This is a genomic window from Cryobacterium sp. MDB1-18-1 (assembly GCF_004402735.1).
Lineage (GTDB): Bacteria > Actinomycetota > Actinomycetes > Actinomycetales > Microbacteriaceae > Cryobacterium > Cryobacterium glucosi.
In genome coordinates this window covers 237019-264017 of the sequence record NZ_SOFR01000044.1, presented here as the reverse complement: position 1 = coordinate 264017, position 26999 = coordinate 237019, and the positions used below count along the sequence as shown (strand labels likewise).

The window sequence follows — 26999 nt, the reverse complement described above, 5'->3', positions numbered from 1 at the left end:
GAACGGAGCGGCAATGACCCTAGGCCTCCCCGACCATCTGGTCGGTACCTCGGTCGGGCGTGCCCTGGCCCAGGCCACGCACTGGTTCGGCCTCACCTGCCTGGTCGGTGCCCTCGTCTCGATCGCCGTTCTCGGCATCAGCCACCCGAGCGCGCAGATCGGCGTGAGCCTGATCGGGATCCTCTCGATGGCGATCCTCCTCTTCCTCCTGTCCCGCCACCGCACCGTGCTGCTCTCGGTCGCCTACCTTCTCGTCGGCTCCGTCGTCACCTACGTCGTCAGCGTCACCCTGCTCGGGCTGCCCGAGCTCTTCCACAGCTCGGACGTCTTTCTCGTGTCCATGCCGAAGATGGCGCTGCTGATGGTCGGCGGCGTCGGAACGGGCGCCCTCGTGGGCGTGCTCTGGGGCACCGCGGGCTTCATCCTCGCCGAAACCGTGACCGTCCTCGCCGCCCTCGAAACCGGGGTGCCCTATCACCCCGATGCGTTCACGGTGTCGACGTACCTCTTCCTCGTCGGGGTGATGCTCGTGAGCGGCCTCGGCCGGCGCAGGCACCGTCCGGTGCAGCTCGCCATGCACCGGGCGCTGCAGGAGGACCAGTCCCGGCTGCTGCGGCACGAACTCGACGTGCGCGCAGTCGCCCTCAGCCAGGACACCACGCTCAACCAGCTTGTCGCGCTCGTGCACGCCCACCCCGGGCCGCTCGGCCCGCACCTGGCCGCAGGCATCCGTGAGACCGTGGACACCCTGCACGGCACCAGCTGGCTCACCGACTCCGACGAGCGACTTTCCGGCCCGGACGGCTGGCTCGACAGTGCCGTCTACTCCGCGATCGAACGCTGCCGTGACCGCGGCCTCGTCGTCGAGGTCACGGGGGAGCGCGCCGCCCTCGGCCGCCTCGACGCGGTCGCCGACCGCGAGCTCGGCCTCGCCGTGCAGCAGTGCCTGATCAACGTCATCCTGCACGCCGGCATCGTCTCCGCCGAGGTCGTCATCGAATCCACCGACCGCGATCTCTCGGTGATGGTGATGGATGCCGGCCGCGGCTTCACGGAATCGGAGACCGGCGCCGACCGCCTCGGCCTTCGCCAGGCGGTGCGCCGCCGGATCGAGCGCCTCGGCGGCTCGGTCACGATCATGACCCGTCCCGGTGCGGGCACCTCTGTGCTCCTGACGGTGCCTGCGCCTCCCGGTGACGCCGTCGAACGGCCCGGCACCGGTGCGGCAAGCGGCCCGGCATCCGATCCGGCCGGCGACACCGCGAGCGACGCCGGGATCGGCTGGCCGCTATGAGCCGCAGCTCCCTGACCCAGCAGCAGCTCGATCCGCTCGGAGCCCTCGCCGCGTGGCCGCTCGCGCCGGCGATCGCCGCGATCGTCACGGTCTCCGCAGTCACGGCCACGATCACCCAGGCCGGCCAGACCGGCAACGCGCTCCTGGGCTCCCTCGCGATCGCGGCCGTCACCCTCGCCGCGATCCTGCTCGTCCTCGCCTCCCGCCCGAGAAACGCACCGTTCCGCGCCGCCGCGCACGTGGCCATCGCCGTGCTCGCCCTCGCCGCCTACCTGCTCGAACAGGCCTCCCGCTGGAACCACAACGCCCTGATCCAGGACGACTTCGGTCCCGTCGCGATCGGCCTCCTCCTGCTCGGCCTCGCCCCCTACCGGCCGTGGCGCCAGATCGCGGCCTCCGCCGGGGTCCTCGCGCTCGTCGTCGCCGCTGTGACCTGGGTGCAGGCGCCCTTCCACTCCATCGACGTCGCCCCCGTCGTCTTCGCCGCCGTCGCGGTCACCCAGGTCCTCGCTCCCGCGCTCGCCGGGGCCGCATACTCCCGTCGCCTCGTCGGCTCACTGCTGGCCTGGCAGACGGATGCCCGCCGTGCGATCATCGAGCGCACCGAGGAGACCAGGGCCCGCGTGGTCAGGGCCGTCGTCGAGCAGCAGCGCACCGAACTCGCCGCCGGCGTGCTCCCGCTGCTCACCGAGGTCCTCGAACGCGGCGAGATCACCAAGGCCGAGATCACCCGGGCCGGTGCGCTCGCCGCCGACGTGCGCAAGGCGCTCCTTCGCGAGCTGGACAAGACCTGGCTCGACGCGGCCATCGCGAGGGAGCGCGCGGCACTCCTGGCCCGCGGCATCACCCCGCTGCTCGTGGTCGCCGATCCCGACCGCCGCGCCGCCGCCTTCCATACCGACCAGCGCGCCGCGACCGCGGCCCTGCTCGGTGCCCTCTGCTCGGCGCCGGGCTTCGACCCCTGCAGCCTCGTCGTTCAGGTCACCGCGGGCGACGAGTTCCGCGGCACCGGGTCCCCGCGGCCTGCCCTGACCCGGTCGCCGCTCACCACGACGTCCGAGATCCCGCTGAGCACCTCCCCGCTCCGCACGATCCCCGACCGCGGACCCCGGCGCGAGATGCCCGCGGGCGCCGGCGCCCCGGCATCCGACCCCCGGCTCGACCAGGTCACGATCCAGGTCGGCATCGACCTGCCCGCCCGGGCCGTTCGCGCCCTGCTGCGGCCCTACCTCGGCGTCCTGCACGTGGTGTTCGGGCGGGTGCGCGTCTCCACGAGCCGGGCATCCGGTCGTCGTCCGCTCGTGACGCTCGAGTTCGACGCGGAACACGGCCCCGAACGCCGACGCGTCGCACGCCCAGTACGCTGAACTGACCCGGGGCAGACGAACGCGCCGGGTGGCGCAGAGGGGGATTCCAGGTACCGTGGCAAAACTGTACTTTCGCTATGGAGCGATGAACAGCGGCAAGAGCACGTCGATGCTCCAGGCCGCATACAACTACGAGGAGCGCGGCCATCGTGTGCTGCTCGCCAAGCCGTCTGTCGACACCAAAGGTGATCGGGGCATCCTCTCGCGCCTCGGTGTGACGCGCGGCGTCGACTTCCTGCTCACCCCTGAGACGGATGCCTACGCCCTCTTCCAGGAGCACCGAGCTCAGGTCGTCGCCCGCGACGGGCTCGACGTCAGCGCCCTCCTCGTCGACGAGGCGCAGTTCCTCACCGAGGCCCAGGTCGACGACTTGCTCCGCATCGCGATCCTCGAGAACATCCCCGTCCTGGCGTACGGGATCCGCACCGACTTCCAGACCGTCGCGTTCCCCGGCAGCCGCCGCCTGCTCGAGATCGCGCACAGCCTCGAAGAACTCAAGACCATCTGCCGCTGCGGGCGCAAGGCCGTCTTCAACGGCCGCAAGATCGACGGGCGCTTCGTCTTCGCTGGCGACCAGGTCGCGATCGACGGGGCCTTCGTCACCTATGAGTCCCTGTGCGGCTCCTGCTACCTCGAGGAGAGCGGCGGGCGCCTCGGCCATCGGGCCATGAACGAGGGGAGGGGGCGCCCGGCTGTTTCTCCAGAAGACCTCGTCCCTGGCGAGACTGCGAGCGCCCCACATGCCCCCCGGCGCGTTCCCCCGGTTTCACCCTAGGACCAGCACATCACCGTCGAAAAGCCGTCACTTCCGGTGGCACCCGAACACGCACGTCGGCGGCAGGAACACCATCCAGCTTCACCGCACCGCAGGCGCCGTCCCCGTACGGCCTGACCGAAAGTTTCTCGTGCCCAGCTATCGCATTGCCCTGATCGATGACCACGAGATCGTCGCGCGCGGTTTCGCCGCCCTCTTCGGGGCGCTCCCGGAGATCCAGGTCGTCGCAACGGTCGCTTCGGTGACCGACCTGCTCGAATCGACCGCGCAGGCCAGCCACCCGGTCGACCTCGTGATCCTCGACCTGCGGCTGTCCGACGATTCGGCCGTCGGCGACAACGTCGACCGGCTGCGCTCCGCCGGTTCGGCCGTCCTCGCCTTCACCGCGGGCGACGACGCCGTGCTGATGCGCACGGCCGCCCGCAGCGGGGTGCTCGGCGTGGTGCGCAAGTCCGAACCGACCGCCGTGCTGCTCGACGCGGTGCTCCGCGCCGCCGCCGGGGAGCCGATCCCCTCGACCGAGTGGGCTGCCGCCCTCGACGGCGACCCCGAGCTCAACGACGCCGGGCTCAGCCCGCGGGAACGCGAAGTGCTCTCCCTCTACGCGGCCGGCGCGAAGGCCCCGCTCGTCGCCGCCCGCACCGGCCTCGCCGAGGCGACCGTGATCGACTACATCCGCCGGGTCCGTTCGAAATACCAGCGCGTCGGACGCCCGGCCAACACGAAGATCGACCTGTACAAGCGGGCCCTCGAAGACGGCATCCTGCCGGTCCCCGGCCAGCCGTGAGGCGCGGCCGGCGCCCGCTCGCCGGCCCGACCGCCGCCGAGCGCCTCGCCCGGGTGCTCTATACGTCGATCGGTCCCACCGCGGTGGTGTTCTGCCTCCTCAGCCTGGGCTCCTTCCTCAGTCAGGTCTGGGCACCGCGACCCCTTCCCGCGATCCTGATCTGGGCCCTCGTCTTCGGGCTGCCCGTCGCGCTCGGTGTGCTCTCCCGGCGGGCGTCGCTGAGGCTGCTGCGCCGGATCGCGCTCGCCGAGGGTGTCGTGTTCCTCGCCATCCTCGTCTTCTGGTTGTCGTTCCGGGCCACCCCGCTCCCGGCCGGCGCGGACATCCCCTGGGCCCTGACCTTCACCGGGGTGCCCGTCCTCGCCGTCGGCGTCGCCACCCGCGACCGCTTCGGCTGGGCCTATCTCGTCGTCGTCTGCGCGCTCAGCGGCCTCGTCCGCGCCGCGACATCGACGGATCCCCAGCCAGTCCTCGTCGGCCTCGAAGACGCCGTCTACTCGATGCTCCTCGTGGGCGTCTTCCTCGGGCTGATGATGGCGGCCCGCCGCAATGCCGTCCGGGTCGACACGGCGACGGTCGCCACTCGGGCGGACATCGCTGCCGCCGCGGCGGGAGTGGCCCGCAGCCGCGAGCGCGTGGCGATCGACGCGCTCGTGCACGACAGCGTCATCTCCACCCTGTTGATGGCCGGCCGCGGCGGCATTCCGGCCGCAGCCCTCGCCGAGCACGCCGCTGCCACCCTCGTGCGCCTCGACGCGGTCAGGGACCGCGCCCCCGGGCAGCTCGTCCCCGGCCCAGAACTGACCCGACGACTCGAAGCCCTCGCCGCGCAGATCACGCCCGACGCCGTCGTCAACTCCGACCTCGACGACCGCTCAGTAGTGACGGCCGCAGCCGCGACGGCCCTGCTCGGCGCCGTCGGCGAGGCCCTGCGCAATTCCCGGGTCGCTGCGGGGGTCGGCCTTGACCGCCCGGTGCACCGCAGCGTCACCGCACGGATGCAGGGCCCCGGCCTCCGCATCACCGTCCGCGACGACGGGGTCGGCTTCGATCCCGCGAGCGTCCCGGCCGAACGCCTCGGCATCGCCCGCAGCATCGTCGAGCGGATGCGCCGCGTGGCGGGAGGGGCGGCCACGGTCTGGTCGCGGCCGGGCGCCGGCGCCGAGGTCGTGGTCTCCTGGACGCCGGAGGCGACAACGCTGGCCATGCCGGTCGCCCCGGGAACCCCGGCAACGCCCGCAGCCATCCCGCTGCTCGTCACCCTGCCGCGGAGCCTCGCCCTCGTCCTCCTCGCCGTCTTCGCCGCGGTGCACCTGCTCCTCGCCTTCGGAGACCCCGGCCCCGCCGCAGGCCGGCCCCTCACCGCCCTCGGCCTGCTCCTGATCGTCGCCGCCGCGGCGTGGCTCCTGGTCATCGTCCCCGACCCGATTCCCCGCCGGGCCCCTGTCGTGGTGATCCTGCTCGCCACCGCGGGGGCCGCGCTCGCCTCGGCAGCCGTCGCCCCCGCATCCGCCCAGCCGTTCGCGCACTGGGCGTTCGGTGCCGTCACCCTGCTGCTCGTCCTCCTCGCCACCCGCGGACGGCCCGGCCCGGCCTGGGCCGGCTACGGCCTGCTCGTCGCGGTCGGCCTCGGCTGGGCGCTTCTGAACGGGCTGGGCGTCGCCGACGGCCTCACCCTCGTGGTGCGGCACGCCGCCACCCTGCTCGCCGGGGCGGTCTTCGCCGTCGGGCTCACCCGTTCGACCCGCACCCTCGCCGTGCTCAACCGGGAGCGCGCGGTCTCCATCGCGACGACCGCGAGCGCCGAAGCGGGTGTCACCGAACGGGAATCGGAACTCGCCCGAGTGAACGCGCTCGCCCGGCCTGCCCTCGAGCGCCTGGCCGGCGGGGAAGACCTCGATCCGCCGCTCCGCGCCGAGTGCCTCATCGTCGAGGCCACCCTGCGCGACGCCATCCGGGCCAGGACGCTCTTCGTCGAACCCGTGATCACCGCCGCCCGCGCCGCACGGCTCCGCGGCGTCGACGTCACCCTGCTCGACGACTCCGGCGGACGGCCCCCCGAGGCGCTCGCCGCGGTCGCGGGCATCGTCGCCGGCCAGCTCGATCTGCTCGACGCCGGTCGCCTCACCGCGCGGCTCCTCCCGCCCGGCCGTGACGACGTCGCTTCCCTCGTCGTCGAGTCCACGGGTACCCGGATGCTGACGGTTTCGCCGGTCGGAAAGCTCCGCACCCCCTGATCGTGGGTCTGTCCCGGACTCGAACGCGGGGTTAGCGTTGGGCGTTACCAACTTTCCCGGGCGTGGATAGATTTGCTGCGTGCGCTCGCGGTTCTCTGCAGCTTCAGCCGGCGGGGGAGGATCACGTGGCTTCACTGACCGAGATTCTCATCCTGCACGGGCTGCTGCCGATCGAGAAGCTCGACACCCTCATGGCCGGTGACCCGGCCGACGAAAGCGCCGTGCGTGCACTCGTCGACTCCGGGGTGATCACCGAGGCGCAGTTCGCCCGTGCCCGCGCCGAGCAGGCCGGCCTCGCCTTCGTCGAACTGATCGACTTCCCCGTCGACCGGCTCGCCGTCGCCCTCGTCACCCCGGCAATGAGCCGCAGGCACCAGGTGCTGCCGATCGCGATCGAGGGCGGCCGCCTCGTGCTCGCCATGGTCGACCCCGGCAACGTGTTCGCGATCGACGACGTGCGCGAGTCCGCGCGGATGCGGGTCATCCCGGTCGTCGCCGAGAAGAACGACCTGCTCGCCGCGATCGCCCGCTACCACCGCGCCGACGACGAGCTCAGCAACCTCACCACCACCATGGAGGACGAGCAGGCCACCGTCGAGGCCGCATCGGCTTTCGGGGTCTCCGACTCGCTCGACGACGACGCCCCGATCGTGCGCTTCGTCAACCTCCTCGTCAGCCAGGCCATCCAGGACAAGGCCTCGGACATCCACATCGAGCCCGCCGAGCACAACCTGCGGGTGCGGTACCGCATCGACGGGGTGCTGCACGAGATGCAGCGGGCGCCCAAGAGCATCCAGAACGGCGTCATCTCGCGCCTCAAGATCATGAGCGACATCGACATCGCCGAGCGTCGGAAGCCCCAGGACGGCCGGATGTCGGTCAGCCACGCCGGCCGCCAGATCGACCTCCGCGTGGCGACCCTGCCCACGGTCTGGGGCGAGAAGATCGTCATGCGAATCCTCGACAACTCCTCGACGACGATGGACCTGCACGACCTCAACCTGCTCGAGCACAACTACGAGGCGTACAGGAAGTCGTACACGAAGCCCTACGGGATGATCCTCGTCACGGGCCCGACCGGGTCCGGCAAGTCGACCACCCTGTACACCACGCTCAACTCGGTCGCCCGCCCGGAGATCAACGTGATCACGGTCGAGGACCCCGTCGAGTACCGGATGAAGGACATCAACCAGGTGCAGGTGAACCCCAAGGCGGGGCTCACCTTCGCGAGCGCGCTGCGGTCCATCCTCCGCAGCGACCCCGACGTCGTGCTCCTCGGCGAGATCCGCGACCACGAGACCGCGCAGATCGCCATCGAGGCGTCGCTCACCGGCCACCTCGTGCTCTCGACCCTGCACACCAACGACGCCCCGAGCGCGATCACGCGCCTGACCGAGATGGGCATCGAGCCCTTCCTCGTCGGCTCCGCCCTCGACTGCGTTGTCGCCCAACGCCTCGCCCGCCGCCTCTGCGACCGCTGTAAGGCCCCCGCAGAGGTCACCGTCGAGCGCCTGAACCAGCTGCGCTTCGGGTTCGACCCGACCCAGCCGCTGCCGGTGCTCTACCAGCCCATCGGCTGCCAGAACTGCTCGAAGACCGGGTACCGAGGCCGGCTCGCCGTGCACGAGGTCATGACGGTCTCCGAGAACATCGAACGGCTCGCCGTCGACCGCGCCTCGAGCGCGGACATCGGCCGGGCCGCCCGGTCGGAGGGAATGATTTCCCTCCGTGATGACGGCTGGGAGAAGGTCCGCATGGGCCTGACCTCGATCGAAGAGATTCTGCGAGTTGTTGCATAGCGCTCGTCGCATGCCGAAAGGAAAGAACGCATGGACAAGCCCATCTATGAAATTCCGGCCGTCGAGCCGGGAGAGAACGTCTCCTGGTGGGACCAGATCGCGGCCGGCCCCGCCGAGAGCGCTGCCCTCGAGAAGGCGGATGCCGAGCGCACCGCCGCCGAGCAGGTCGCGGCCGAGCGCACCGCACGCCTCCAGGCCGCGGTCGACAGCGCGGCGGCCGAACGTCGCGGCGCCGGAATCGACGAAACCGGCGGCCACGGCTTCGAACGCCGCAGCGTCCGTCGCGCCGAACCCGATTTCGCCCCGGCGCCCCTCCAGGGATTCGCGGCCCCGGCGGCATCCGCTGACGAGGACCTCGACGACATCGATGTGAACCAGGCCGAACCGCCCCGTTCCGCGATCGACTACACGCTTCCGCTCCCGGTAGCGGCCCCGTACACGCTCCCGCAGCCGGTGGCCGCACCGCACACTCCCCTGGGCACGCAGCCGATGGAGCCGCCCACCGGGACACCTTTCGTCGTTCCCTTCGTTGTGCCCACTGCCGCCGCCGAGCAGGAACGGGTCGCCGACCCGGCGCTGACCCCGCCGCAGCCGTACGTCTCGCATAACGCGCGCCCGGCCGGTCGCCGCGCCGCGATCCAGGCCGAGCCGGAGACCCACACCGAAGGTGCCCGCCCGCATTCCCCCGTGCACATCGGCCCCGACGGCCGCCCCGCCGACCAGGACCTGATCGACGCCCTCCACCTCGTGCTCGAGCTCGAGGCATCCGACCTGCACATCACCGTCGGCGCCCCGCCCACGATCCGCATCGACGGCGCCCTGCGCCCGATCGAGGGCCTCCCGGCCTGGATGCCGGAGAAAGTCAGGACGGCCCTCGAGAGCATCATCTCGCCCGCAGACCTCGCACGATTCGAGGACGACCGCGAGCTCGACTTCGCGTACACCGCCGCCGGCGCCCGGTTCCGAGTGAACTTCTACCACCAGCGCAACTCGATCGGTGCAGCCTTCCGGCTCATCCCGCGCGAGATCAAGCCGCTCAAGGAACTCGGCGTGCCCGAGTCCGTCGGCCGGTTCTCGCTGCTGCCCCGCGGTCTTGTCCTGGTCACCGGGCCCACCGGTTCGGGTAAGTCCACGACCCTCGCCGCGATGGTTGACCTGGCCAACAGCACGAGGCCCGACCACATCGTCACGGTCGAGGACCCGATCGAGTTCCTGCACAAGCACAAGAAGTCGCTCGTCAACCAGCGCGAGGTCGGCCACGACACCAAGAGTTTCGCCGCCGCTCTCAAGCACGTGCTGCGCCAGGACCCCGACATCATCCTGATCGGTGAGCTCCGGGACCTTGAGACCATCTCGGTGGCCCTGACCGCCGCCGAGACCGGCCACCTCGTCTTCGCGACCCTGCACACCCAGGATGCCGCCCAGACGATCGACCGCATGATCGACGTGTTCCCGCCGCACCAGCAGGGCCAGATCCGTACCCAGCTCGCGGCGACCCTCCGCGGCGTGGTCTGCCAGACCCTCGTCAAGCGCGCGAACCAGAAGGGCCGCGTGGTCGCGACCGAGATCCTCGTCACGACGCCGGCAATCGCCAACCTCATCCGCGAGGGCAAGACCCACCAGATCACGTCGATGATGCAGGCCGGTGGCGGCGACGGAATGCACACGATGGACCAGCACCTCGCCGACCTCGTAGACTCCGGCCAGATCACCCGCCAGGCGGCCCTCGATAAGGCCCACGACGTGGAGAGCCTGCAGCAGCTGATCAAGCGTGCCGACACGTCGATGGAAGACTCGTCACGCTCGATGGGCGGCGGCGGAGTCGACTACGGCGACACCTACACGATTCCGAAACGCTGATGGCCACGGCTACGGCCTGGGCCTATGTCGGCCGGGATAACAACGGCAAGACTGTCAAGGGCAAGCTGGATGCGTCGAGCGAGACGGCTGTGGCCAGTCGCCTCGGCAGTATGGGTATATCCCCGATCTCGATCAAAGAATCGGCAGACGGCACCGGCCTCAACCGGGAGATCTCGATCCCCGGCTTCACCAAGGGGGTCGGCCTCAAGGATCTTGCCATCATGAGCCGCCAGATGGCGACCATGATCGGCTCTGGCCTGTCGCTCCTGCGCACCCTCAACATCCTCGCGGAGCAGACCGAGAGCAAGCCGCTCGCCAAGATCCTCGCTCAGGTACGAGATGACGTCGAGACCGGCGTCTCGGTCTCGGAATCGTTCGCCAAGCACGGCCGTGAGTTCCCGCCGATCATGATCAACATGGTGAGGGCGGGGGAGACCGGTGGTTTCCTAGACCGTGCACTCGAGGCAATCGCGGCCAACTTCGAGAAGGAAGTCAAGCTCCGCGGCACTATCAAGTCCGCCATGACCTATCCCGTGATCGTGCTGGTCATGGCCCTCCTCGCGGTCGCGATCATGCTGATCTTCATCGTGCCGATTTTCGAGGACATGTTCAAAGGGCTCGGGAGCGCGCTCCCGTTGGCGACCCAGATCCTCGTCGACATCTCGCACGCCATGGTGTGGGTCGGGCCCATTCTGGTGGTTGCCATCGTGGCGTTCAGCATCTGGTGGAACCGGAATAAGCACACCGAGCGGGTGCGCAGGACCGTCGACCCGATCAAGCTGAAACTACCGGTCTTCGGCCCTCTCCTGAAGAAAATCGCCGTCGCCCGCTTCAGCCGGAACTTCGCCAACATGATCGGCGCGGGCGTGCCCATCCTGCAGGCGTTGAAGATCGTCGGCGAGACCTCGGGGAACTGGGTGATCGAGAGCGCGCTCGTGAAGGTGGCAGAGTCTGTGCGCCAGGGTCAATCGATCTCAGTCCCGTTGCTGGCCCAGCCGGTATTCCCCCCGATGGTCACCCAGATGATTTCCGTGGGGGAAGACGCGGGTTCCCTCGAGACCATGCTGACTAAAATCGCTGACTTCTACGACGACGAGGTGCAAGCCTCCACGGAGCAACTCACGGCGGCGATAGAGCCGATCATGATCGCCTTCATGGGCGTCGTGATCGGGGGCATGGTCGTCGCCCTCTACATGCCGATCTTCAGCATCGCCGGGGCTGTGAAGTAGAAACGCCGAGAGTGACCCCGGCACTGGGGGCACGATTGGATGCAATACCCCTCATTCATGGGTCGCAGCTGAAAATGACCTCCAAATACTCTTAGAGTCCGATCGATTCAGTAGGTCGGTCCACTGCCCCCTAATGAATGGATCCCGCAATGCTGAGAAAAAGTCTGGCCGAACTCGAACGCCGCCGTAAGAACCCCGACGAGAAGCAGAAGGGCTTCACGCTCATCGAGCTCCTCGTCGTCATCATCATCATCGGCATCCTCGCCGCAATCGCCATCCCGGTCTTCCTGAACCAGCGCCAGAGCGCCTGGCAGGCCTCCGTCTCGTCCGACCTCAAGAACGCAGCAGTGGTCGTCGAAACTTGGGGGACCTCGCACAACGGGAGCTACTCGACCTTTGGCCCGACAGCTACAGCTGGTGTCGCAGGGACAGCCTCTGCGGTCGTCACGTCCGCAACCGCTGGCGTCGTGTTCAAGATTTCGAGCGGTAACTCCTTGCAGGTGCTGGTTGCCACGGGCGGCAACAGCTACACAATCGTGGGCACGAACAGCAACATCTCTGCTGGTGGACAGAAGTACGACAGCGCCGCCGGTGGTCTGGCGACTTGGTCGGCCACGACACCCACGAACTAGTCCCGTAGGCATCAACGTGCGGGGCGTCGCTCTTGCGGCGTCCCGCACTCCCGTACTATCCTCCAACCCCCGCAAGGAGGCGTCGTGAAACTCCCCCTGCATCACGCGCGAGCCGACGAATCCACCGGCATGACCCTCATCGAGGTCATCGTCGCGATCAGCATCATGGGAATCATCGCCGCAGCTGCAGTGGGGCTCAGCATTACCAGTCAGAGCGGCGCGGTCGCGCAACAGCGTCAGGAGCTCGCCGTCACGATCGCCAACCAGGCGATGGAATCAGTAAGCGCCCAATCGGCCGTAACGGGTGCTCTCGTCGCTGGCCGAAGCCAGTCGAATGTGAGCGCGAACTGGACAAACGCAATCAATTCGGGCACAAGCGGGCTATCCGATACGTATCCGGCTTGGGACCCCGGTGCCACGGCAGCATCAGTTGCGACGGTTCCTATTCTCAGTGCGCCGCTCAGCCTCAGCGGAACCACATACACTACGAACATCCTCGTGGGCACGTGCTATCAGAAGAGCGTCGGAGCCACCGCGCCGGGAACGTGCACCAAAGTCGCCGGCTATACGGCACCCTCGCTGCCCGAACCGACCGGCTGGTCGCCGGTCCTTCGCGTGATGGTGATAGTTCGGTGGAACGCCGGCGGTGTCTGTTCAGGCACGGCGGGATGTTCTTATCAGACCACGAGCCTGGTCGATACCCACATCGACCTTCCCTGGGATACCAATTAAGCCCGCAGCCGCGGCCGCCGAACTCGACGGGGCCGATAACGGTATGACCCTTGTGGAACTCCTTGTCGCGATGAGCATCTTCGCCCTGTTCGTTGCGCTTATCCTCGGCACGACCGTGACGATCGCCCAGAGCGCGACAAGGGCCCAGCTTGTTGCCGAATCATCGAACACGACCGTGACCGTCTTCGGTGCCTTCGACCGTCAGCTCCGCTATGCCGACTCGATCAACTTCCCCGGCACGGGCCCCAGCGGCGCACGCTATGTGGAGTTTCGCACGCCGGCGAACAGCTCGGCGAGCGGGGCGACCACTTGCACCCAATGGCGCTTCGTCCCCTCGACGGCACGCCTCGAGTCCCGGACCTGGACCGACCTCACGGGGTCGCCCAGCGCATCGTGGGTGACGAAGGCGAGCAACGTCGTCGATGACGGTGGGTCTGCCTATCCCTTCGCACTGACGCCTGCGGACGGAAGCTCTGCAATGCAGCAACTGGTCGTGACCCTTCATGTCGGGAACGCGACACTCAACGCGGGAGCTGCCATGACTACTTCCTTCGTTGCGCGAAACAGCTCGATTCTGTCTCCGAGCAACGCGGACGTCAACCTCAACCTGGTCAGTGACACACCCGTATGCGTGGCAGGAGTCCGACCATGATCAAACTCGTGTCTAACGAGTGGAGCCAAGTCCGCGAGCTCGCATCAAAGCGACGCGACGACGAAAGCGGCGTGGCCCTACTGACCGCGATCTTCTTCATGATCCTCGCGGCGGGTTTGTCGGTCGTGCTGTTGAGCTCGATCCTGAGCCAGGCTGTTCCCGCCATCACGGCCGCTCGAAATACGCGCACCGTGTACTCGGCGCAGGCGGGTTTGCAGACGACTCTCGCTTTGATTCGCACCGCTGCCGCCGCCCCCGTGGTCGGAACCACTACCTTCGGGGTGCCTGCAAAGCTTCCCTGCGCGGCCAGTGGAGTATCGGTTCTATCGGGGAGTGTTGCCGGGAGTGTGACTGCGGGCTCGCCTGGCGCGTCGTACGCGGTCACCGTCGACTATTTCGCTGTGGATCCAGCGGACCCCGCTTTCCCAGCCCACGATACGGCTGCGTGGCGATCGGCGAACCGCATGACGTGCGCGCTTTTGGCTTCCGGCACACCGGCGGGAGTCCCGAACTACGCCTACATCCTGTCACGCGGTACGGATGATGCGGCGCCGACCACCAACTTCCGCACACTGTCTGCCGTCTACAAATTCAAGGTCACGAACATCAACGTGTCCGGTGGCCTCATCTACGATTCCACCCAGTTGCTGTGCCTGCAAGCGGAGACCGCCACAGCCGGTTCCAAGGTGAAATTCGTGGCGAAAGCCACCTGCACGGGCACGCCCCTCCAGTTATGGGCATACACCAGCGACTATCGACTCAAGCTCGCGAGTACAACCGCTGGCGGAGTGCCGGGTGAATGCATCACCGGTCCGGTCACATATGGTGCAGGAACACAGAATGCGCTACTAGCTGACTGTGTGGCATCGACTCTCACTTCGCGGTGGAACCAGCTGTGGAGTTGGACCGGGTCTTACTCGTGGGTGGGTCAGCAAAATCCGATTGTCGCGACGCTCAGCAGCAATTGCCTTGCCCCCGATGGCACCTCGACCTATCTGCAGGTCCGCAATGGGTGCGGCGCTCGATTCGCCCCGACCTCATCGGTCGGTGCCGGCGCGGCCAGCTACGCGACCCACCAGCTCGTCAATTACCTGGAGTTCGGGCGCTGCGCCGACGTGACCAACCAGGTCATTAGTTCCGCCTTCATGATCGCCTATCCCTGCAAGCAAGACCCGTCCGGACTGGGCACAGTCTTCTGGAATCACAAGTGGTTCTACAACGAACCACCGTCGGGGAGCACGACGGCCGCACCGCAACCCATCGTCGTGCACGTCAACGACAGTGCGGCCGCAGTAGACACATACTGTCTGACGACTCCCAGTGCGGCCGGTGTGCGGGTGACGTTCACCAGCTGCTCGGGGGCCGCGAACCAGAAATGGGTCCGATACAACGACACGGGCGACTATGCATCCAGCTATGTCTTCAAAGACAGTCTCAACCGTTGCCTGCTCGTGAACACGGGCGCCGTGTACACGTTGGATATCCACGAAATTCAGGTGGGTGCCTGCGATGGGTCATCGCTTGCACAGAAGTGGAATGCCCCTGCGGATTTCCTGGACTCGACACTCGGCGGCTATCGGGAGATCGCCGGATGATCGCACTCGTTGCCACACTCGCAGCCTTTGGACTCGTGATCGGGTCCTTCCTCAACGTGGTTGTGTATCGCGTGCCCAACGGTCTGTCGATCGTGTCGCCATCGAGCGCGTGCCCTCGGTGCGGGGCCGCGATTAAGCCTTACGACAACATCCCCGTCCTGTCCTGGCTCGTCCTCCGCGGAAAATGCCGTCAGTGCAGGACCGCGATATCGACGCGCTACCCGCTCGTGGAACTGTCCACGGGGCTTGCCTTTGCGGTCGTGTCTCTGTGGGCGATCGACACCCGATTCCCCGTCGACGTGTGGGCCGCAAGTGCGGCTGAGCTGGTCGGCGGCAGCTTGATCCTCGTCGCGTACCTCTACCTCGCTGCCGTGAGCATCGCACTGGCGCTCATCGACCTCGACGTGCATCGCCTGCCGAACAGCATCGTGTTGCCGGGCTATGCCGTCGGGGGGCTGCTGCTCGGCGCTGCGTCCATCGTTGACAGTGACTACGCCGCACTCTTGGGCGGAGCCATCGGTCTGGCCGTTCTCTGGACGGCGTATTTTCTGATGGCGTTCCTCTACCCGGGCGGAATGGGTTTGGGCGACGTGAAGCTCGCCGGTGTCCTCGGCTTGTTTCTCGGCTACATCGGCTGGGGCGAATTCATTATCGGGTCGTTCGCCGCGTTCCTTCTGGGTGGAATTTTCGGCATCGGCCTCTTGATCAGCAGGCGTGCGAGTCGAAAAAGCGGCATACCGTTCGGGCCGTGGATGCTCGTCGGTGCCTGGATCGGAATCTTCTTCGGCGACGCCATCTGGAGCAGCTACCTGTCGCTCATCGGCGTCCGATAGTCCATGTCAGATCACAACAGTTGGGGGCACCACTCGTGGCAAGTGTCGTAGGAATAGACATCGGCACCTCGGTGCTGCGCGCGGTCGAGGTGAGCGACCCGGGATCCGCCAGGCCGACGCTGGTCCGGTGCCATGTCGTCGAACTTCCGTTCGGAGCGGTGAACAGCGGCGAGGTGCTCGAACTGAACACTGTCGCAGCGGCGCTCAAAAGGCTCTGGTCCGCAGGCGGGTTCAAGTCCAAGAATGTCGTACTCGGCATGGGCAACCAGCGGGTCCTCGCTCGCGATCTGAGCGTGCCGAAGATGGGCCTCGACCGCATCCGACAGTCGTTGCCCTTCGAAGTCCAGGAGATGCTTCCCATTCCGGTTGCGGATGCGCTTCTCGATTTCTACCCGATTTCGGAGTCGGAGGGACCGAATGGGCCGATGGTCAACGGCCTGCTCATCGCGGCCGTCAAATCCGCTGTTCTAGCGAATGTCAAGGCCACTCAACTCGCCGGGCTCACGACCGTTGATGTCGACCTGATTCCTTTCGCGCTCAGCCGAGTGATGGTCACAAGACCGCTCATTCCCGGAACCGTCGCCCTCGTCGATATCGGGGGGAGCACGACGAGCGTGGTCATTGCGGTGGACGGTGTGCCGCAGTTCGTGCGCATCATTGCGACCGGTGGCATTGACATCACGCAGGCCCTGGAGGCGGAGTTGAAATCGGACTTCGACCAGGCCGAAGGAATGAAGCGGGCGCTCGGGCTCGCAACGGGAGCGGTCTCAGAATCCGACAAGCGCGCTGTCGAGGTGATCTACCGGATCGCGAGCGAACAACTCACCAGCCTCCGGAACACCATCAACTATTTCGCCAACACCCGCCCCACCGAACCGGTTCGGCAAATTGTATTGAGCGGGGGCGGTGCGCAGCTCCAGGGACTTCCGGAGGCGCTTGCAGAGATGACGCGAACCTCGGTCGTCGTAGGTGACCCATTCGCGACCGTCGGTATCGCCCGCACCATCGACGCGAGCCAGCTCCGGCTGAGCGGGTCGACCTTCGCCGTTGCGCTCGGCCTCGCTCTGGGGAGTGCCGCGTGAGCCGCGCCGGAAAGGACGCCCCACTCGTCATCGGCGGTGTTCCGAGAGTCGACCTGCTCCCACCAGAGGTTCATCAGGAACGCAAAGCCGCGGCAACGCGGCGGCGGCTCGTGATCACTGCGATCGGCATCGTGGCCATCATGGTCGTAGGCACAGGTGCGTCGACCGTGCTGGCGAGCCAGGCGCAAAGCCGCCTGGACGACGAGCAGTCGCGGACGGCGTCCCTGATTGCCGAACAGACCAAATACCTCGAGGTCCGCTCGGTGCAGAGCCAGGTCGCGCTCGTTCAGGCTGCCCAGCAGGTCGGAGTCTCGACCGAAGTCGACTGGAAGAAGTACCTCACGAGCGTGGCGCAGACGCTGCCGCAGGGTGTGTCCATCGACACCGTGACCCTGGAATTCGGGTCGCCGTTCGCTGCGTACTCGCAGCCGACGGCCCCGCTGCAGGGCTCCCGAGTTGGCACGGTGACCTTCAACGCGACGAGCGCAACCCTTCCGAACGTCCCCACTTGGCTCGATGCACTGGCCAGCCTTCCCGGGTTCGCTGACGCACTGCCCGGCTCCGTCAGCCGTGACGAAACCACGGGGGCCTACACGGTCAATATCGTCATGCACGTGAATGACGGCGCTTATTCCAAGCGTTTCGCCACGGAAGGGAAGTAATCGTGGACAAGAACAGGATCTGGACGATCGGCTCTGTGCTCGTTATGGTCGCCGTGGTCGCGCTCGGACTACTGCTCGGTATCCAGCCGCAACTCGCCGCGATTGCCACCGCCGACGATGCCCGAGGAGCAGTAGAGATGACGAACGCCGGCCAGGCCGGCGTCCTCGCAAAGCTCAAGGCCGATTTCGCCGGCATCGACACGCTCAAGGCCGATCTGGCCCCGCTTGAGGCGTCGGTGCCGTCGGGAACGCAAATGCCTCGATTCGTGAACCAACTCAACGCTCTCGCCGGGTCGACAGCCGTCACCCTAGTCGGAATTACAGTCGCCGATGCCGCGCCCTATGTCGAACCGACGGCGCTCGCCGCCACAGGCACGGGGGTCACGGCGGCACCACCCGTCACGAATACGTTGATCACGGCAAACAACTTCGCCTCGCTGGCCGTGCACATCACCGTCTCCGGAAGTTTTGACCACGCCCTCGATTTCGTCAGCGGCCTGCAGAGCGGGGAAAGGCTCTTTCTGGTGACGGGGTTGACGACAACCAAGGTAGCGCCCGATCCTGCGGCGAAGAAGGGCGCGTCCACGGACGTCTCAGCGGCCATCGACGGGTTCGTGTACGTGCTCGTTCCGCCCGCAACCGCGACGACCCCGGCCGCGACACCGGCAGCGGCGGCTCCCGCGCAGTAGCCAGTACGACCGCCGCACCGAATCACAAATCGCGCGGCCAAGCTCCCGATCGGGGGCCGGGCATGTTGTTATGGTTGCTGCAGAGAGCTACGGCCACCCGGCCCGCGAGGAGTGCAGCATGAGCGACCCGACATCAGACGAGCGCAACACGACCCCCGAGACGGATGCCCCGACGGCCGCGTACGCGCGGTCCGAGACGGACCCGACCGACCAGCCGGCTCCGAGCGAGCCGGCGCACGCCGCCGCAGTGCCCGCTGACGAGTCGGTACCGGCCCCGCTCGCCGAGCCCGCGGCATCCGCCCCCGTCGCCCCTGTCGTCGTCCCCGAGCCGGTCGGCGAGCCGATCTCCTACGAGACCCCCACGGCCGTCTCGGCCGAGGCCGCACATGAGGACGCCCAGGTCGCCACGCAGGACCAGACGGCAGCGGAGCATGCTCCCGTCACCGACTACACCCCCGGCTACACGCCCGCGGTTCCCGTGCAGGCGCCCGCGGGCCCCATCTACATCCAGGCCCCGGCCCCGCCCGTCGACAAGGGCAACCGGGGTGCCGGAGTGCTGCTTGTGCTTCTCGCGACAGTTGTGTACTCCATCGTCTACGCGCTCGTCGACTTCGGCATCGCCGGGGCCGGCAGCGGCTCGGTCGCCGACGCCGCCGCGAAGTTCACCGACTTCATCGTGCTTCCGGTCTTCTACGTGCCCGCCGTGTTCTTCTTCATCGGGTTCTCCCTGCTCGTGCTGATCGTCAACCGCGGCGGCTGGTGGGCATACGTGCTCTTCGGCTTCCTCGTGGCCGTCATCGTGTACTTCTCCTACATCGGAGCGGCGCTGCTGACCGTGCAGGCCTGGAACTTCACCCCGTCCGAAGCGGTCCGCTTCATCACCGCGCAGTGGCTCAGCCCGTACGCGATCGCCGCCGCCGTCGTCGCCCGCGAGGTGCCGATCTGGTTCGGCGCCTGGATCGCCCGCCGCGGACGCACCGTCACGGCCCGCAACGCCGCCGCCCGCCAGGACTACGACCGCCGCCTCGCCGAAGGGCCGCAGCTCTCCCGTCCGCAGTAATCCCGAACAGTCCGAAGCCGGCCGGCGGAATCGCCGTAGCGGTGCAGCCCCCGCAGCGGGGGAGTGAGGCCTGAGCGATGCGCGACTATCAGCGATACGCGGCCGTCGTCGCCGTGTTCGCGGCCGTGCTCTACGCGGCGCTGCTCGTCGCGGCCTTCGGCATGATCAGCCTGCTCGCCGACATCGAGGTCATCCCGGTGACGGATGCCGGCCCGCTCGTCGGTCCCGGAATGGCGGCGGCGGCCGTGCTGCTGGTTTTCGCTCTCCTGCTGTGGCTCGGGCTGCGGGCATCGCCGCGCCGCCAACGGGTGGCGCTCGGGTACGCGGCCGGAACCGGCATCGCCGCGTTCCTCGGGTTCGTCGCCGCCGGCTCCGTGCTCTATCCCATGGGAAACGGGCAACTGTTCAGCGGGCTGACCTTCGCCGCGGCGGTGCTGCGCGAGCCGTTCGCGGCGACGACCGGCATCCTCGCCTTCGTCGTCACCCTGCTGTATTCGCTCGTGCTCGCCTCCCGCATCAACGAACACGGCCGGCCGCTGTGGCCCTGGGAACGCCCGGACGAATAGGGCGAAATCTCCCCGCCGAACACCTGCGGCATCGAGTAACCTTAATGTCCATGGATGGTTCCATCGAAGCACGCGTCGGCGATGTCGTCGACGACTGGCTGAGCTGGCTCCCCAAGTGGCGACCCGGCACGCACACCCGCAGGACGCGGCTGTGCCGCACCTGTTTCGGTTCGCCCGTCATCCGCGCCGCCGGCCTCACGACCGATGTCCCGCACGCGGTGCAGCACGCCCTCGCCATGCGCGTGAAGGCTGTGATTGACGGCTCCGTCGACGCGTACACCGAGTCCACCCTCCCGCTGCTCAGCCGGGAGATCCGCGCGAACGAGGAACGCAAGGCCGCCGTCGCGAGCTATCGCCCGGCCGACGGCCTCGACCCCGAGTTCGCCGGCCTCGAGCTCGACCCGCCCGCCGAACGTGAGGCGCCCTACCTCTTCACCTTCGCCGAACTCGCGCGCCCCGCCTCCCCGGCCGCGTTCGTCGCCGAACCGGCGCCACTCACCGCGGAGGAGAAGGCGGCAATTCGCGCCGAGCTGCGCCTCGCCGACGAGTACGCGGCCGAGGTCGGCGGCCAGGTCTGCATGGCGTTGTACCGCCATCGTGAGCGGATGCGGGCCGCGGTGAACGAGTTCGTCGAGCCCTGGGTGCAGTCCCTGCTCGCCGATCTCGACAGCACCCTCAACTCCCCGCTCTGGCCTCACGGCCTGTGAGTCGCGGACGAGTGGGGGACAAGCCGCGTGGGCCACGCGCGTGCCCGGCCCGCCGCATCCGCTCGACGGAGGCTCGCCATTTGACCGGGCTACCCGAGGGGAGTTAGTATTTCGGGGTGTGCGCTTCGTCGTGCGCTTGAGTCATGCCATCGCGATCTCGTCGTGCCGCACCTTGGGCGCCCAGACACGGCACGCATGCTGGGTTTGCTCACCGAGCAGCCCCCACGGCATACCCACTGAAACGCGCGGAACTTGTTCCGCGTGCGCCGGCGGGTCCAGATGAACTCGACAAGGACCGGAAACGGAACGAATCGAATGCTAACCATCAATGAGCTGTCACCGTGCAGCAATAACAAGGAGTAATTAGTGCCAACCATTCAGCAGTTGGTCAGGAAGGGCCGCAGCCCCAAGGTCACCAAGACCAAGGCTCCCGCCCTCAAGGCCAACCCGCAGCAGCGCGGCGTGTGCACCCGCGTGTACACCACCACCCCGAAGAAGCCGAACTCGGCTCTCCGCAAGGTCGCCCGCGTCAAGCTGTCGAACGGTACCGAGGTCACCGCCTACATCCCCGGCGAGGGTCACAACCTGCAGGAGCACTCGATGGTGCTCGTGCGTGGCGGTCGCGTGAAGGACCTCCCCGGTGTTCGTTACAAGATCGTTCGCGGCGCACTGGACACCCAGGCTGTCAAGAACCGCAAGCAGGCTCGTAGCCGCTACGGCGCCAAGATGGAGAAGAAGTAATGCCTCGTAAAGGCCCAGCGCCCAAGCGTCCCGTTATCGCTGACCCGGTATACGGCGCCCCCATCGTCTCCCAGCTCGTCAACAAAATCCTCCTCGACGGCAAAAAGGGCCTCGCCGAGCGCATCGTTTACGATGCACTCGAGGGCGTCGTTGCCAAAAACGGTGCGGATGCTGTCGTCACGCTGAAGAAGGCGCTCGACAACGTGCGCCCCACCCTCGAGGTGCGTTCGCGCCGCGTCGGTGGTTCCACCTACCAGGTGCCGGTCGAAGTCAAGCCGCACCGCGCCAACACCCTGGCTCTCCGCTGGTTGACCAGCTACGCCAAGGCCCGTCGCGAGAAGACCATGACCGAGCGCCTCACCAACGAGATCCTCGACGCGTCCAACGGCCTCGGTGCCGCGGTCAAGCGTCGTGAAGACACACACAAGATGGCCGAGGCGAACAAGGCCTTCGCACACTACCGCTGGTAGTCGCGATCCGGTGAGCGAGCGGGGCGGGTCACCCGCCCCGCTCGCCCACCGGCTTGTCTTGTTTCGCCCCACACACCCCCAAAAAACGTCCGGAGGACACCCGTGGCACTTGATGTGCTCACCGACCTGAGCAAGGTCCGCAATATTGGCATCATGGCGCACATTGACGCTGGCAAGACCACCGTCACTGAGCGCATCCTGTACTACACGGGTGTCAACCACAAGATCGGCGAGACCCACGACGGCGCCTCGACCATGGACTGGATGGCGCAGGAGCAGGAACGTGGCATCACGATCACCTCCGCTGCGACGACCTGTTTCTGGGCCGGCAACCAGATCAACATCATCGACACCCCCGGCCACGTGGACTTCACCGTCGAGGTGGAGCGTTCGCTCCGCGTCCTCGACGGCGCGGTTGCCGTGTTCGACGGCAAGGAGGGCGTTGAGCCCCAGTCCGAGACCGTCTGGCGCCAGGCCGACAAGTACGACGTTCCCCGCATCTGCTTCGTCAACAAGATGGACAAGCTCGGCGCGGACTTCTTCTACACCGTCGACACCATCGTCAAGCGCCTCGGCGCGAAGCCGCTCGTCATCCAGCTGCCGATCGGCGCCGAGAACACCTTCGAGGGTGTTGTCGACCTCGTCGAGATGCGTGCACTGACCTGGCGCGGCGACTCCAAGGGTGACGTCGAGATGGGATCCCACTACGAGATCGAGGTCATCCCGGCCGACCTCGTCGAGCAGGCCGCGGTTTACCGCAAGCTGCTCCTCGAGACCGTCGCCGAGACCGATGACGACCTCATGGAGAAGTACTTCTCCGGCGAAGAGCTCACCGTCTCCGAGATCAAGCACGCGATCCGCAAGCTCACGGTCAACAGCGAGATCTACCCGGTCCTCTGCGGCTCCGCGTTCAAGAACCGCGGCGTCCAGCCGATGCTTGACGCCGTCATCGACTACCTCCCCACCCCGCTCGACGTGCCGGCCATCGAGGCCCACGACGCGCGCGATGAAGAGGTCGTCGTCATGCGTCACTCTGATGCGTCCGAGCCGTTCACGGCCCTCGCGTTCAAGGTCGCGGTGCACCCGTTCTTCGGTCGCCTCACCTACATCCGCGTCTACTCGGGACACCTCGACTCCGGCGGCCAGGTCATCAACTCGACCAAGGGCAAGAAGGAGCGCATCGGCAAGATCTTCCAGATGCACGCCAACAAGGAGAACCCGGTGGCCTTCGTGACCGCCGGTCACATCTACGCGGTCATCGGCCTCAAGGACACCACCACCGGCGACACCCTGTGCGACCCGAACCACCAGGTCGTACTCGAGTCGATGACGTTCCCTGACCCGGTCATCGAGGTTGCGATCGAGCCGAAGACGAAGCAGGACCAGGAAAAGCTGGGTCTCGCGATCCAGAAGCTGGCCGAAGAAGACCCGACCTTCCGTACCGAGCAGAACCAGGAAACTGGCCAGACGGTCATCAAGGGAATGGGTGAACTTCACCTGGACATCCTCGTCGACCGCATGCGTCGCGAGTTCAACGTCGAGGCCAACGTCGGCAAGCCCCAGGTCGCGTACCGCGAGACGATCCGCAAGGCCGTCGAGCGTCACGACTACACCCACAAGAAGCAGACCGGTGGATCCGGCCAGTTCGCGAAGATTCAGATCGCGATCGAGCCGCTTGAAATCACTGCCGAAAAGGGTTACGAGTTCCTGAACAAGGTCACCGGTGGCCGCATCCCCAGGGAATACATCCCCTCGGTCGACGCGGGCATCCAGGACGCCATGCACGTCGGTGTTCTGGCCGGCTACCCGATGGTCGGCGTTCGCGCCAGCCTGCTCGACGGTGCCGCGCACGACGTCGACTCCTCGGAGATGGCGTTCAAGATCGCCGGTTCGATGGGCTTCAAGGAAGCCGTCCGCAAGGCGAACCCTGTTCTTCTCGAGCCGCTCATGAGCGTCGAAGTTCGTACGCCTGAGGAATACATGGGCGACGTCATCGGCGACCTCAACTCCCGCCGTGGTCAGATTCAGACCATGGAAGACGCGAGCGGCGTCAAGGTCATTCGTGCCTTCGTTCCGCTTTCGGAGATGTTCGGTTACATCGGCGACCTGAGGTCCAAGACCTCCGGGCGTGCCGTGTACTCGATGACCTTCGAGAGCTACGCCGAGGTCCCCAAGGCTGTTGCCGAAGAGATCATCCAGAAGAACAAGGGCGAATAGCCTGGGGCCCTCGGGCCTTTTCCGGGCCTTCGGGCCGAATCGCTTCGGCCTCCCGGCCCGAGTAACATAAGTACACAAATCCAGCAGTTTCACCGGCCGCAAACCAGCGGGCGGTGAAGCCGAGAGTCCTGAGGAGGACCCACAGTGGCCAAGGCCAAGTTCGAGCGGACTAAGCCGCACGTAAACATCGGAACGATCGGTCACGTTGACCACGGAAAGACCACGCTGACTGCAGCGATCTCCAAGGTCCTTGCCGACACGTTCCCTTCCAAGACCAACGTTCAGCGCGACTTCGCGTCGATCGACTCGGCTCCGGAAGAACGCCAGCGCGGCATCACGATCAACATCTCCCATGTTGAGTACGAGACCGAAAAGCGTCACTATGCGCACGTCGACGCACCGGGCCACGCTGACTACATCAAGAACATGATCACCGGTGCCGCACAGATGGACGGCGCGATTCTCGTTGTCGCCGCAACTGACGGCCCGATGGCTCAGACCCGTGAGCACGTTCTTCTCGCCAAGCAGGTCGGCGTGCCGTCCCTGCTCGTCGCGCTGAACAAGGCCGACATGGTCGACGACGAAGAGATCCTTGAGCTCGTCGAGCTCGAGGTTCGCGAACTCCTCACCGCCCAGGGCTTTGACGGCGACAACGCTCCTGTTGTCCGCGTGTCGGCGCTCAAGGCGCTGGAAGGCGACCCGAAGTGGGTCGGCAACATCCTGGAGCTCATGCAGGCCGTTGACGACTACTTCCCGGAGCCCGTCCGCGACAAGGACAAGCCCTTCCTCATGCCGATCGAGGACGTCTTCACGATCACCGGTCGTGGCACCGTCGTCACCGGCCGCGCCGAGCGTGGAACCCTCAAGATCAACTCCGAGGTCGAGGTTGTCGGCATCCGCCCGACGATCAAGACCACGGTCACTGGTATCGAGATGTTCCACAAGCAGCTCGACGAGGCATGGGCCGGCGAGAACTGTGGTCTTCTTCTTCGTGGCACCAAGCGCGAAGACGTCGAGCGCGGCCAGGTCGTCGTCAAGCCGGGTTCGGTCACGCCGCACACCGACTTCGAGGGCACCGCGTACATCCTGTCAAAGGAAGAGGGCGGCCGTCACAACCCGTTCTACGCGAACTACCGTCCGCAGTTCTACTTCCGTACCACCGACGTCACCGGCGTCATCACGCTGCCCGAGGGCACCGAGATGGTCATGCCCGGCGACACCACCGACCTGACTGTCGCGCTGATCCAGCCGATCGCCCTGGAAGATGGACTCGGCTTCGCTATCCGTGAAGGTGGCCGCACCGTCGGCGCCGGAACCGTGACGAAGATCATCAAGTAGTTCTTCACCACCTGCACCACTGAAACGGGTCGGTCCTTCGGGGCCGGCCCGTTTTTGCGTCCCCGCGAGACCCTTGTCGTGGGCGTGCCCCGGTTCTATCGTGGGTCGCGGTCGCACTGAAGCGGCCGGACTGGAGTGGATCATGGGACTGGACGACATCACGAAGAAGGCCCAGGAGTTCCTGGGCGACAGCAAGGTCACCGAGGCCCTGCACAGCGAGCAGGCCGAGGACATCAGCGACAAGCTGCTCGACGGCACGGCCGACGCGGTCAACAAGGTCACCGGCAACAAGTTCGAAGACCAGATCGAGCAGGCCCGCGCCGCCGCCGACACTCACGTCGGCACCGACTAGCGCTCGCGCGGCGAGCGTCCGCAGCGAGCGTCCGAGTCGGCCGCGGCGCTCAGGACGCACCACTCGAGCGCGGGTGTTTCGCCGTTCCGCGGGTGCTGTGCCAGGCGCTGAACGGCGGAACACCCGCGCTCGAGTCTGAACGCAGTCCTCCACAGGAGTGGATGTCGTCGGTAACGCACGAATGACGCCTTCGACCTCCAGATGTGCTCCGTGGGTCACAGGCTCTGCAGCATGACTGAACACATTCCACCGGACCACCCTGCGGACCACTTGTTGTCCTAGCCGACTATCAGCATTGGGGGAGGCTGACGGGAAGATCAAGTACTTCGATCCCGTCATGAGGGACGGGCGTACGCCCGAGGAAGTGCTGTGGGATGAAAAGCGCCGTGAAGATGGGGTGCGTCGGCAGGTGCACGGCTTCACTCGCTGGGGTTTCTCCATTGCGTTGAGCAGGATGCGCTTTGCGCGGGCGTCTGCTGGAGCTTGGGCTGCCTGTTCGGAGACCGGGCCTCCGCACGTGGTGAATGGCGTGTCTGTATCGAGCGCGGGCCCCGGCAGAGGGAAACGAGCGCGAAACGGGCAGCGAAGCGCTGGAAACGGGGCGAAAGGGGGCCGAAACGCGCGACACGCCGGTCGCGACACGCCCGGGTTGCACAAAGACCTACCCCTGTGGCAGACTCTTCTAGTTCAACACTTTCGACTGCCGCGCTGCACGCGGTGTCGGGATCACTGCCAGGCAGTGCATAGCCGGTGTCCACAGGACGCACGGTTAGGCCGCGGGTAGCAGAACAGAGCTTAAACCAACAGCCGGGAAAGCATGGGAAATCCATGCCTTCCCCCATGCCCCGGTATGGAGAAGCGGTTGGCTCGGTTCAAAGTCGTGCGGCTGGAAGGCTGCGAGACGAGGAATCGAAATTGACAGATGAACAGTGGTGCGACAGCAGCAGTGCTACTACGGCGTCCAATGCAGCCTTCGGGATGTACGAAGCCTTGACAAGAAAGAGAGTTCGACATGGCGGGACAGAAAATCCGCATTCGGCTTAAGTCTTACGACCACGAGGTCATTGACATCTCGGCGCGCAAGATCGTCGACACCGTGACCCGTGCGGGCGCGACAGTCGTCGGCCCCGTGCCGCTTCCGACCGAGAAGAACGTGGTGTGTGTCATCCGTTCCCCTCACAAGTACAAGGACAGCCGGGAGCACTTTGAAATGCGCACCCACAAGCGTCTGATCGACATCATTGACCCCACCCCGAAGGCCGTCGACTCGCTCATGCGTCTCGACCTTCCGGCGGACGTCAACATCGAGATCAAGCTCTAGGG

General features: G+C 66.6%; 25 protein-coding genes. All 25 read left to right on the top strand.

Annotated elements, in window-relative coordinates; genetic code table 11:
- The first annotated feature begins 13 nt into the window (after positions 1-13).
- The 25 genes from E3O50_RS10895 to rpsJ all read left to right on the top strand — a co-directional run bounded on the left by E3O50_RS10895 (position 14) and on the right by rpsJ (position 26997).
- Positions 14-1294, top strand: coding sequence for an ATP-binding protein (locus E3O50_RS10895; RefSeq protein ID WP_134558018.1), 1281 nt, complete (start codon positions 14-16; stop codon positions 1292-1294).
- Positions 1291-2661: a hypothetical protein gene (locus E3O50_RS10890; protein ID WP_134558017.1), complete on the top strand. Its 1371-nt coding sequence runs from the start codon at positions 1291-1293 to the stop codon at positions 2659-2661. The genes E3O50_RS10895 and E3O50_RS10890 overlap by 4 nt, the downstream gene beginning before the upstream one ends.
- Positions 2662-2716: 55 nt before the next feature.
- Complete coding sequence (locus E3O50_RS10885) at positions 2717-3436, top strand: thymidine kinase (RefSeq protein WP_134449868.1); 720 nt, start codon at positions 2717-2719, stop codon at positions 3434-3436.
- A gap of 130 nt (positions 3437-3566) precedes the next feature.
- Positions 3567-4223, top strand: a complete 657-nt coding sequence (locus E3O50_RS10880; RefSeq protein ID WP_241975168.1) for a response regulator transcription factor — start codon at positions 3567-3569, stop codon at positions 4221-4223.
- A complete protein-coding gene (locus E3O50_RS10875) occupies positions 4220-6460 on the top strand; it encodes a hypothetical protein (RefSeq protein ID WP_134558015.1) in 2241 nt (746 codons plus the stop codon). The genes E3O50_RS10880 and E3O50_RS10875 overlap by 4 nt, the downstream gene beginning before the upstream one ends.
- A gap of 125 nt (positions 6461-6585) precedes the next feature.
- Positions 6586-8259 (top strand): ATPase, T2SS/T4P/T4SS family, encoded by a 1674-nt coding sequence (locus E3O50_RS10870; protein WP_134449871.1) that lies wholly within the window; start codon positions 6586-6588, stop codon positions 8257-8259.
- 30 nt (positions 8260-8289) lie between these two features.
- Positions 8290-10119 carry a type IV pilus twitching motility protein PilT gene (locus E3O50_RS10865; protein ID WP_241975167.1) on the top strand — a complete coding sequence of 610 codons (1830 nt, stop codon included), beginning with the start codon at positions 8290-8292 and terminating at the stop codon, positions 10117-10119.
- Complete coding sequence (locus E3O50_RS10860; RefSeq protein ID WP_134558014.1) at positions 10119-11348, top strand: type II secretion system F family protein; 1230 nt, start codon at positions 10119-10121, stop codon at positions 11346-11348. Before E3O50_RS10865 ends, E3O50_RS10860 begins: the two co-directional genes overlap by 1 nt.
- Positions 11349-11497: 149 nt before the next feature.
- Positions 11498-11980 (top strand): prepilin-type N-terminal cleavage/methylation domain-containing protein, encoded by a 483-nt coding sequence (locus E3O50_RS19915; protein ID WP_134558013.1) that lies wholly within the window; start codon positions 11498-11500, stop codon positions 11978-11980.
- Between the two features lie 84 nt (positions 11981-12064).
- Positions 12065-12712, top strand: coding sequence for a type II secretion system protein (locus E3O50_RS10850; RefSeq protein WP_134558012.1), 648 nt, complete (start codon positions 12065-12067; stop codon positions 12710-12712).
- Between the two features lie 43 nt (positions 12713-12755).
- Positions 12756-13364 carry a hypothetical protein gene (locus E3O50_RS10845; protein ID WP_134558011.1) on the top strand — a complete coding sequence of 203 codons (609 nt, stop codon included), beginning with the start codon at positions 12756-12758 and terminating at the stop codon, positions 13362-13364.
- Positions 13361-14959: an RICIN domain-containing protein gene (locus tag E3O50_RS10840; protein WP_134558010.1), complete on the top strand. Its 1599-nt coding sequence runs from the start codon at positions 13361-13363 to the stop codon at positions 14957-14959. Before E3O50_RS10845 ends, E3O50_RS10840 begins: the two co-directional genes overlap by 4 nt.
- A gap of 35 nt (positions 14960-14994) precedes the next feature.
- Positions 14995-15792, top strand: coding sequence for a prepilin peptidase (locus tag E3O50_RS10835; RefSeq protein ID WP_347233254.1), 798 nt, complete (start codon positions 14995-14997; stop codon positions 15790-15792).
- 35 nt (positions 15793-15827) lie between these two features.
- Positions 15828-16874 (top strand): type IV pilus assembly protein PilM, encoded by a 1047-nt coding sequence (gene pilM, locus E3O50_RS10830; RefSeq protein WP_241975166.1) that lies wholly within the window; start codon positions 15828-15830, stop codon positions 16872-16874.
- Positions 16871-17536 (top strand): hypothetical protein, encoded by a 666-nt coding sequence (locus E3O50_RS10825; protein ID WP_134558007.1) that lies wholly within the window; start codon positions 16871-16873, stop codon positions 17534-17536. The genes pilM and E3O50_RS10825 overlap by 4 nt, the downstream gene beginning before the upstream one ends.
- Positions 17537-17538: 2 nt before the next feature.
- Positions 17539-18225 carry a hypothetical protein gene (locus E3O50_RS10820; protein WP_134558006.1) on the top strand — a complete coding sequence of 229 codons (687 nt, stop codon included), beginning with the start codon at positions 17539-17541 and terminating at the stop codon, positions 18223-18225.
- A gap of 118 nt (positions 18226-18343) precedes the next feature.
- Positions 18344-19285 carry a hypothetical protein gene (locus E3O50_RS10815; protein WP_134558005.1) on the top strand — a complete coding sequence of 314 codons (942 nt, stop codon included), beginning with the start codon at positions 18344-18346 and terminating at the stop codon, positions 19283-19285.
- Between the two features lie 77 nt (positions 19286-19362).
- On the top strand, positions 19363-19851 hold the full coding sequence (locus E3O50_RS10810; RefSeq protein ID WP_134558004.1) for a DUF6121 family protein: 489 nt from the start codon (positions 19363-19365) through the stop codon (positions 19849-19851).
- A gap of 50 nt (positions 19852-19901) precedes the next feature.
- Positions 19902-20558 (top strand): spermidine/putrescine ABC transporter substrate-binding protein, encoded by a 657-nt coding sequence (locus tag E3O50_RS10805; protein WP_134449881.1) that lies wholly within the window; start codon positions 19902-19904, stop codon positions 20556-20558.
- A 366-nt stretch (positions 20559-20924) separates the two neighbouring features.
- Positions 20925-21299: a 30S ribosomal protein S12 gene (rpsL, locus tag E3O50_RS10800; protein WP_055787040.1), complete on the top strand. Its 375-nt coding sequence runs from the start codon at positions 20925-20927 to the stop codon at positions 21297-21299.
- Complete coding sequence (gene rpsG / locus E3O50_RS10795; protein ID WP_066597688.1) at positions 21299-21769, top strand: 30S ribosomal protein S7; 471 nt, start codon at positions 21299-21301, stop codon at positions 21767-21769. Before rpsL ends, rpsG begins: the two co-directional genes overlap by 1 nt.
- Before the next feature lie 102 nt (positions 21770-21871).
- Positions 21872-23986 carry an elongation factor G gene (gene fusA / locus E3O50_RS10790; protein WP_134449882.1) on the top strand — a complete coding sequence of 705 codons (2115 nt, stop codon included), beginning with the start codon at positions 21872-21874 and terminating at the stop codon, positions 23984-23986.
- A gap of 144 nt (positions 23987-24130) precedes the next feature.
- The gene (gene tuf, locus E3O50_RS10785) at positions 24131-25324 is read left to right on the top strand and encodes an elongation factor Tu (RefSeq protein ID WP_134449883.1); all 1194 of its coding nucleotides are present in this window, start codon (positions 24131-24133) and stop codon (positions 25322-25324) included.
- A gap of 142 nt (positions 25325-25466) precedes the next feature.
- Positions 25467-25676: an Rv0909 family putative TA system antitoxin gene (locus tag E3O50_RS10780; RefSeq protein ID WP_174774565.1), complete on the top strand. Its 210-nt coding sequence runs from the start codon at positions 25467-25469 to the stop codon at positions 25674-25676.
- A gap of 1012 nt (positions 25677-26688) precedes the next feature.
- Positions 26689-26997, top strand: a complete 309-nt coding sequence (rpsJ, locus tag E3O50_RS10770) for a 30S ribosomal protein S10 (RefSeq protein ID WP_035834607.1) — start codon at positions 26689-26691, stop codon at positions 26995-26997.
- Positions 26998-26999 lie beyond the last annotated feature (2 nt).

Coding starts and splice junctions, on each gene's coding strand:
- E3O50_RS10780 (WP_174774565.1), top strand. CDS start 25,467: ATGGGACTGGACGACATCACGAAGAAGGCCCAGGAGTTCCTGGGCGAC.
- E3O50_RS10895 (WP_134558018.1), top strand. CDS start 14: ATGACCCTAGGCCTCCCCGACCATCTGGTCGGTACCTCGGTCGGGCGT.
- rpsG (WP_066597688.1), top strand. CDS start 21,299: ATGCCTCGTAAAGGCCCAGCGCCCAAGCGTCCCGTTATCGCTGACCCG.
- E3O50_RS10890 (WP_134558017.1), top strand. CDS start 1,291: ATGAGCCGCAGCTCCCTGACCCAGCAGCAGCTCGATCCGCTCGGAGCC.
- E3O50_RS10810 (WP_134558004.1), top strand. CDS start 19,363: ATGCGCGACTATCAGCGATACGCGGCCGTCGTCGCCGTGTTCGCGGCC.
- E3O50_RS10805 (WP_134449881.1), top strand. CDS start 19,902: ATGGATGGTTCCATCGAAGCACGCGTCGGCGATGTCGTCGACGACTGG.
- E3O50_RS10840 (WP_134558010.1), top strand. CDS start 13,361: ATGATCAAACTCGTGTCTAACGAGTGGAGCCAAGTCCGCGAGCTCGCA.
- rpsJ (WP_035834607.1), top strand. CDS start 26,689: ATGGCGGGACAGAAAATCCGCATTCGGCTTAAGTCTTACGACCACGAG.
- E3O50_RS10815 (WP_134558005.1), top strand. CDS start 18,344: ATGAGCGACCCGACATCAGACGAGCGCAACACGACCCCCGAGACGGAT.
- E3O50_RS10860 (WP_134558014.1), top strand. CDS start 10,119: ATGGCCACGGCTACGGCCTGGGCCTATGTCGGCCGGGATAACAACGGC.
- E3O50_RS10865 (WP_241975167.1), top strand. CDS start 8,290: ATGGACAAGCCCATCTATGAAATTCCGGCCGTCGAGCCGGGAGAGAAC.
- E3O50_RS19915 (WP_134558013.1), top strand. CDS start 11,498: ATGCTGAGAAAAAGTCTGGCCGAACTCGAACGCCGCCGTAAGAACCCC.
- E3O50_RS10845 (WP_134558011.1), top strand. CDS start 12,756: ATGACCCTTGTGGAACTCCTTGTCGCGATGAGCATCTTCGCCCTGTTC.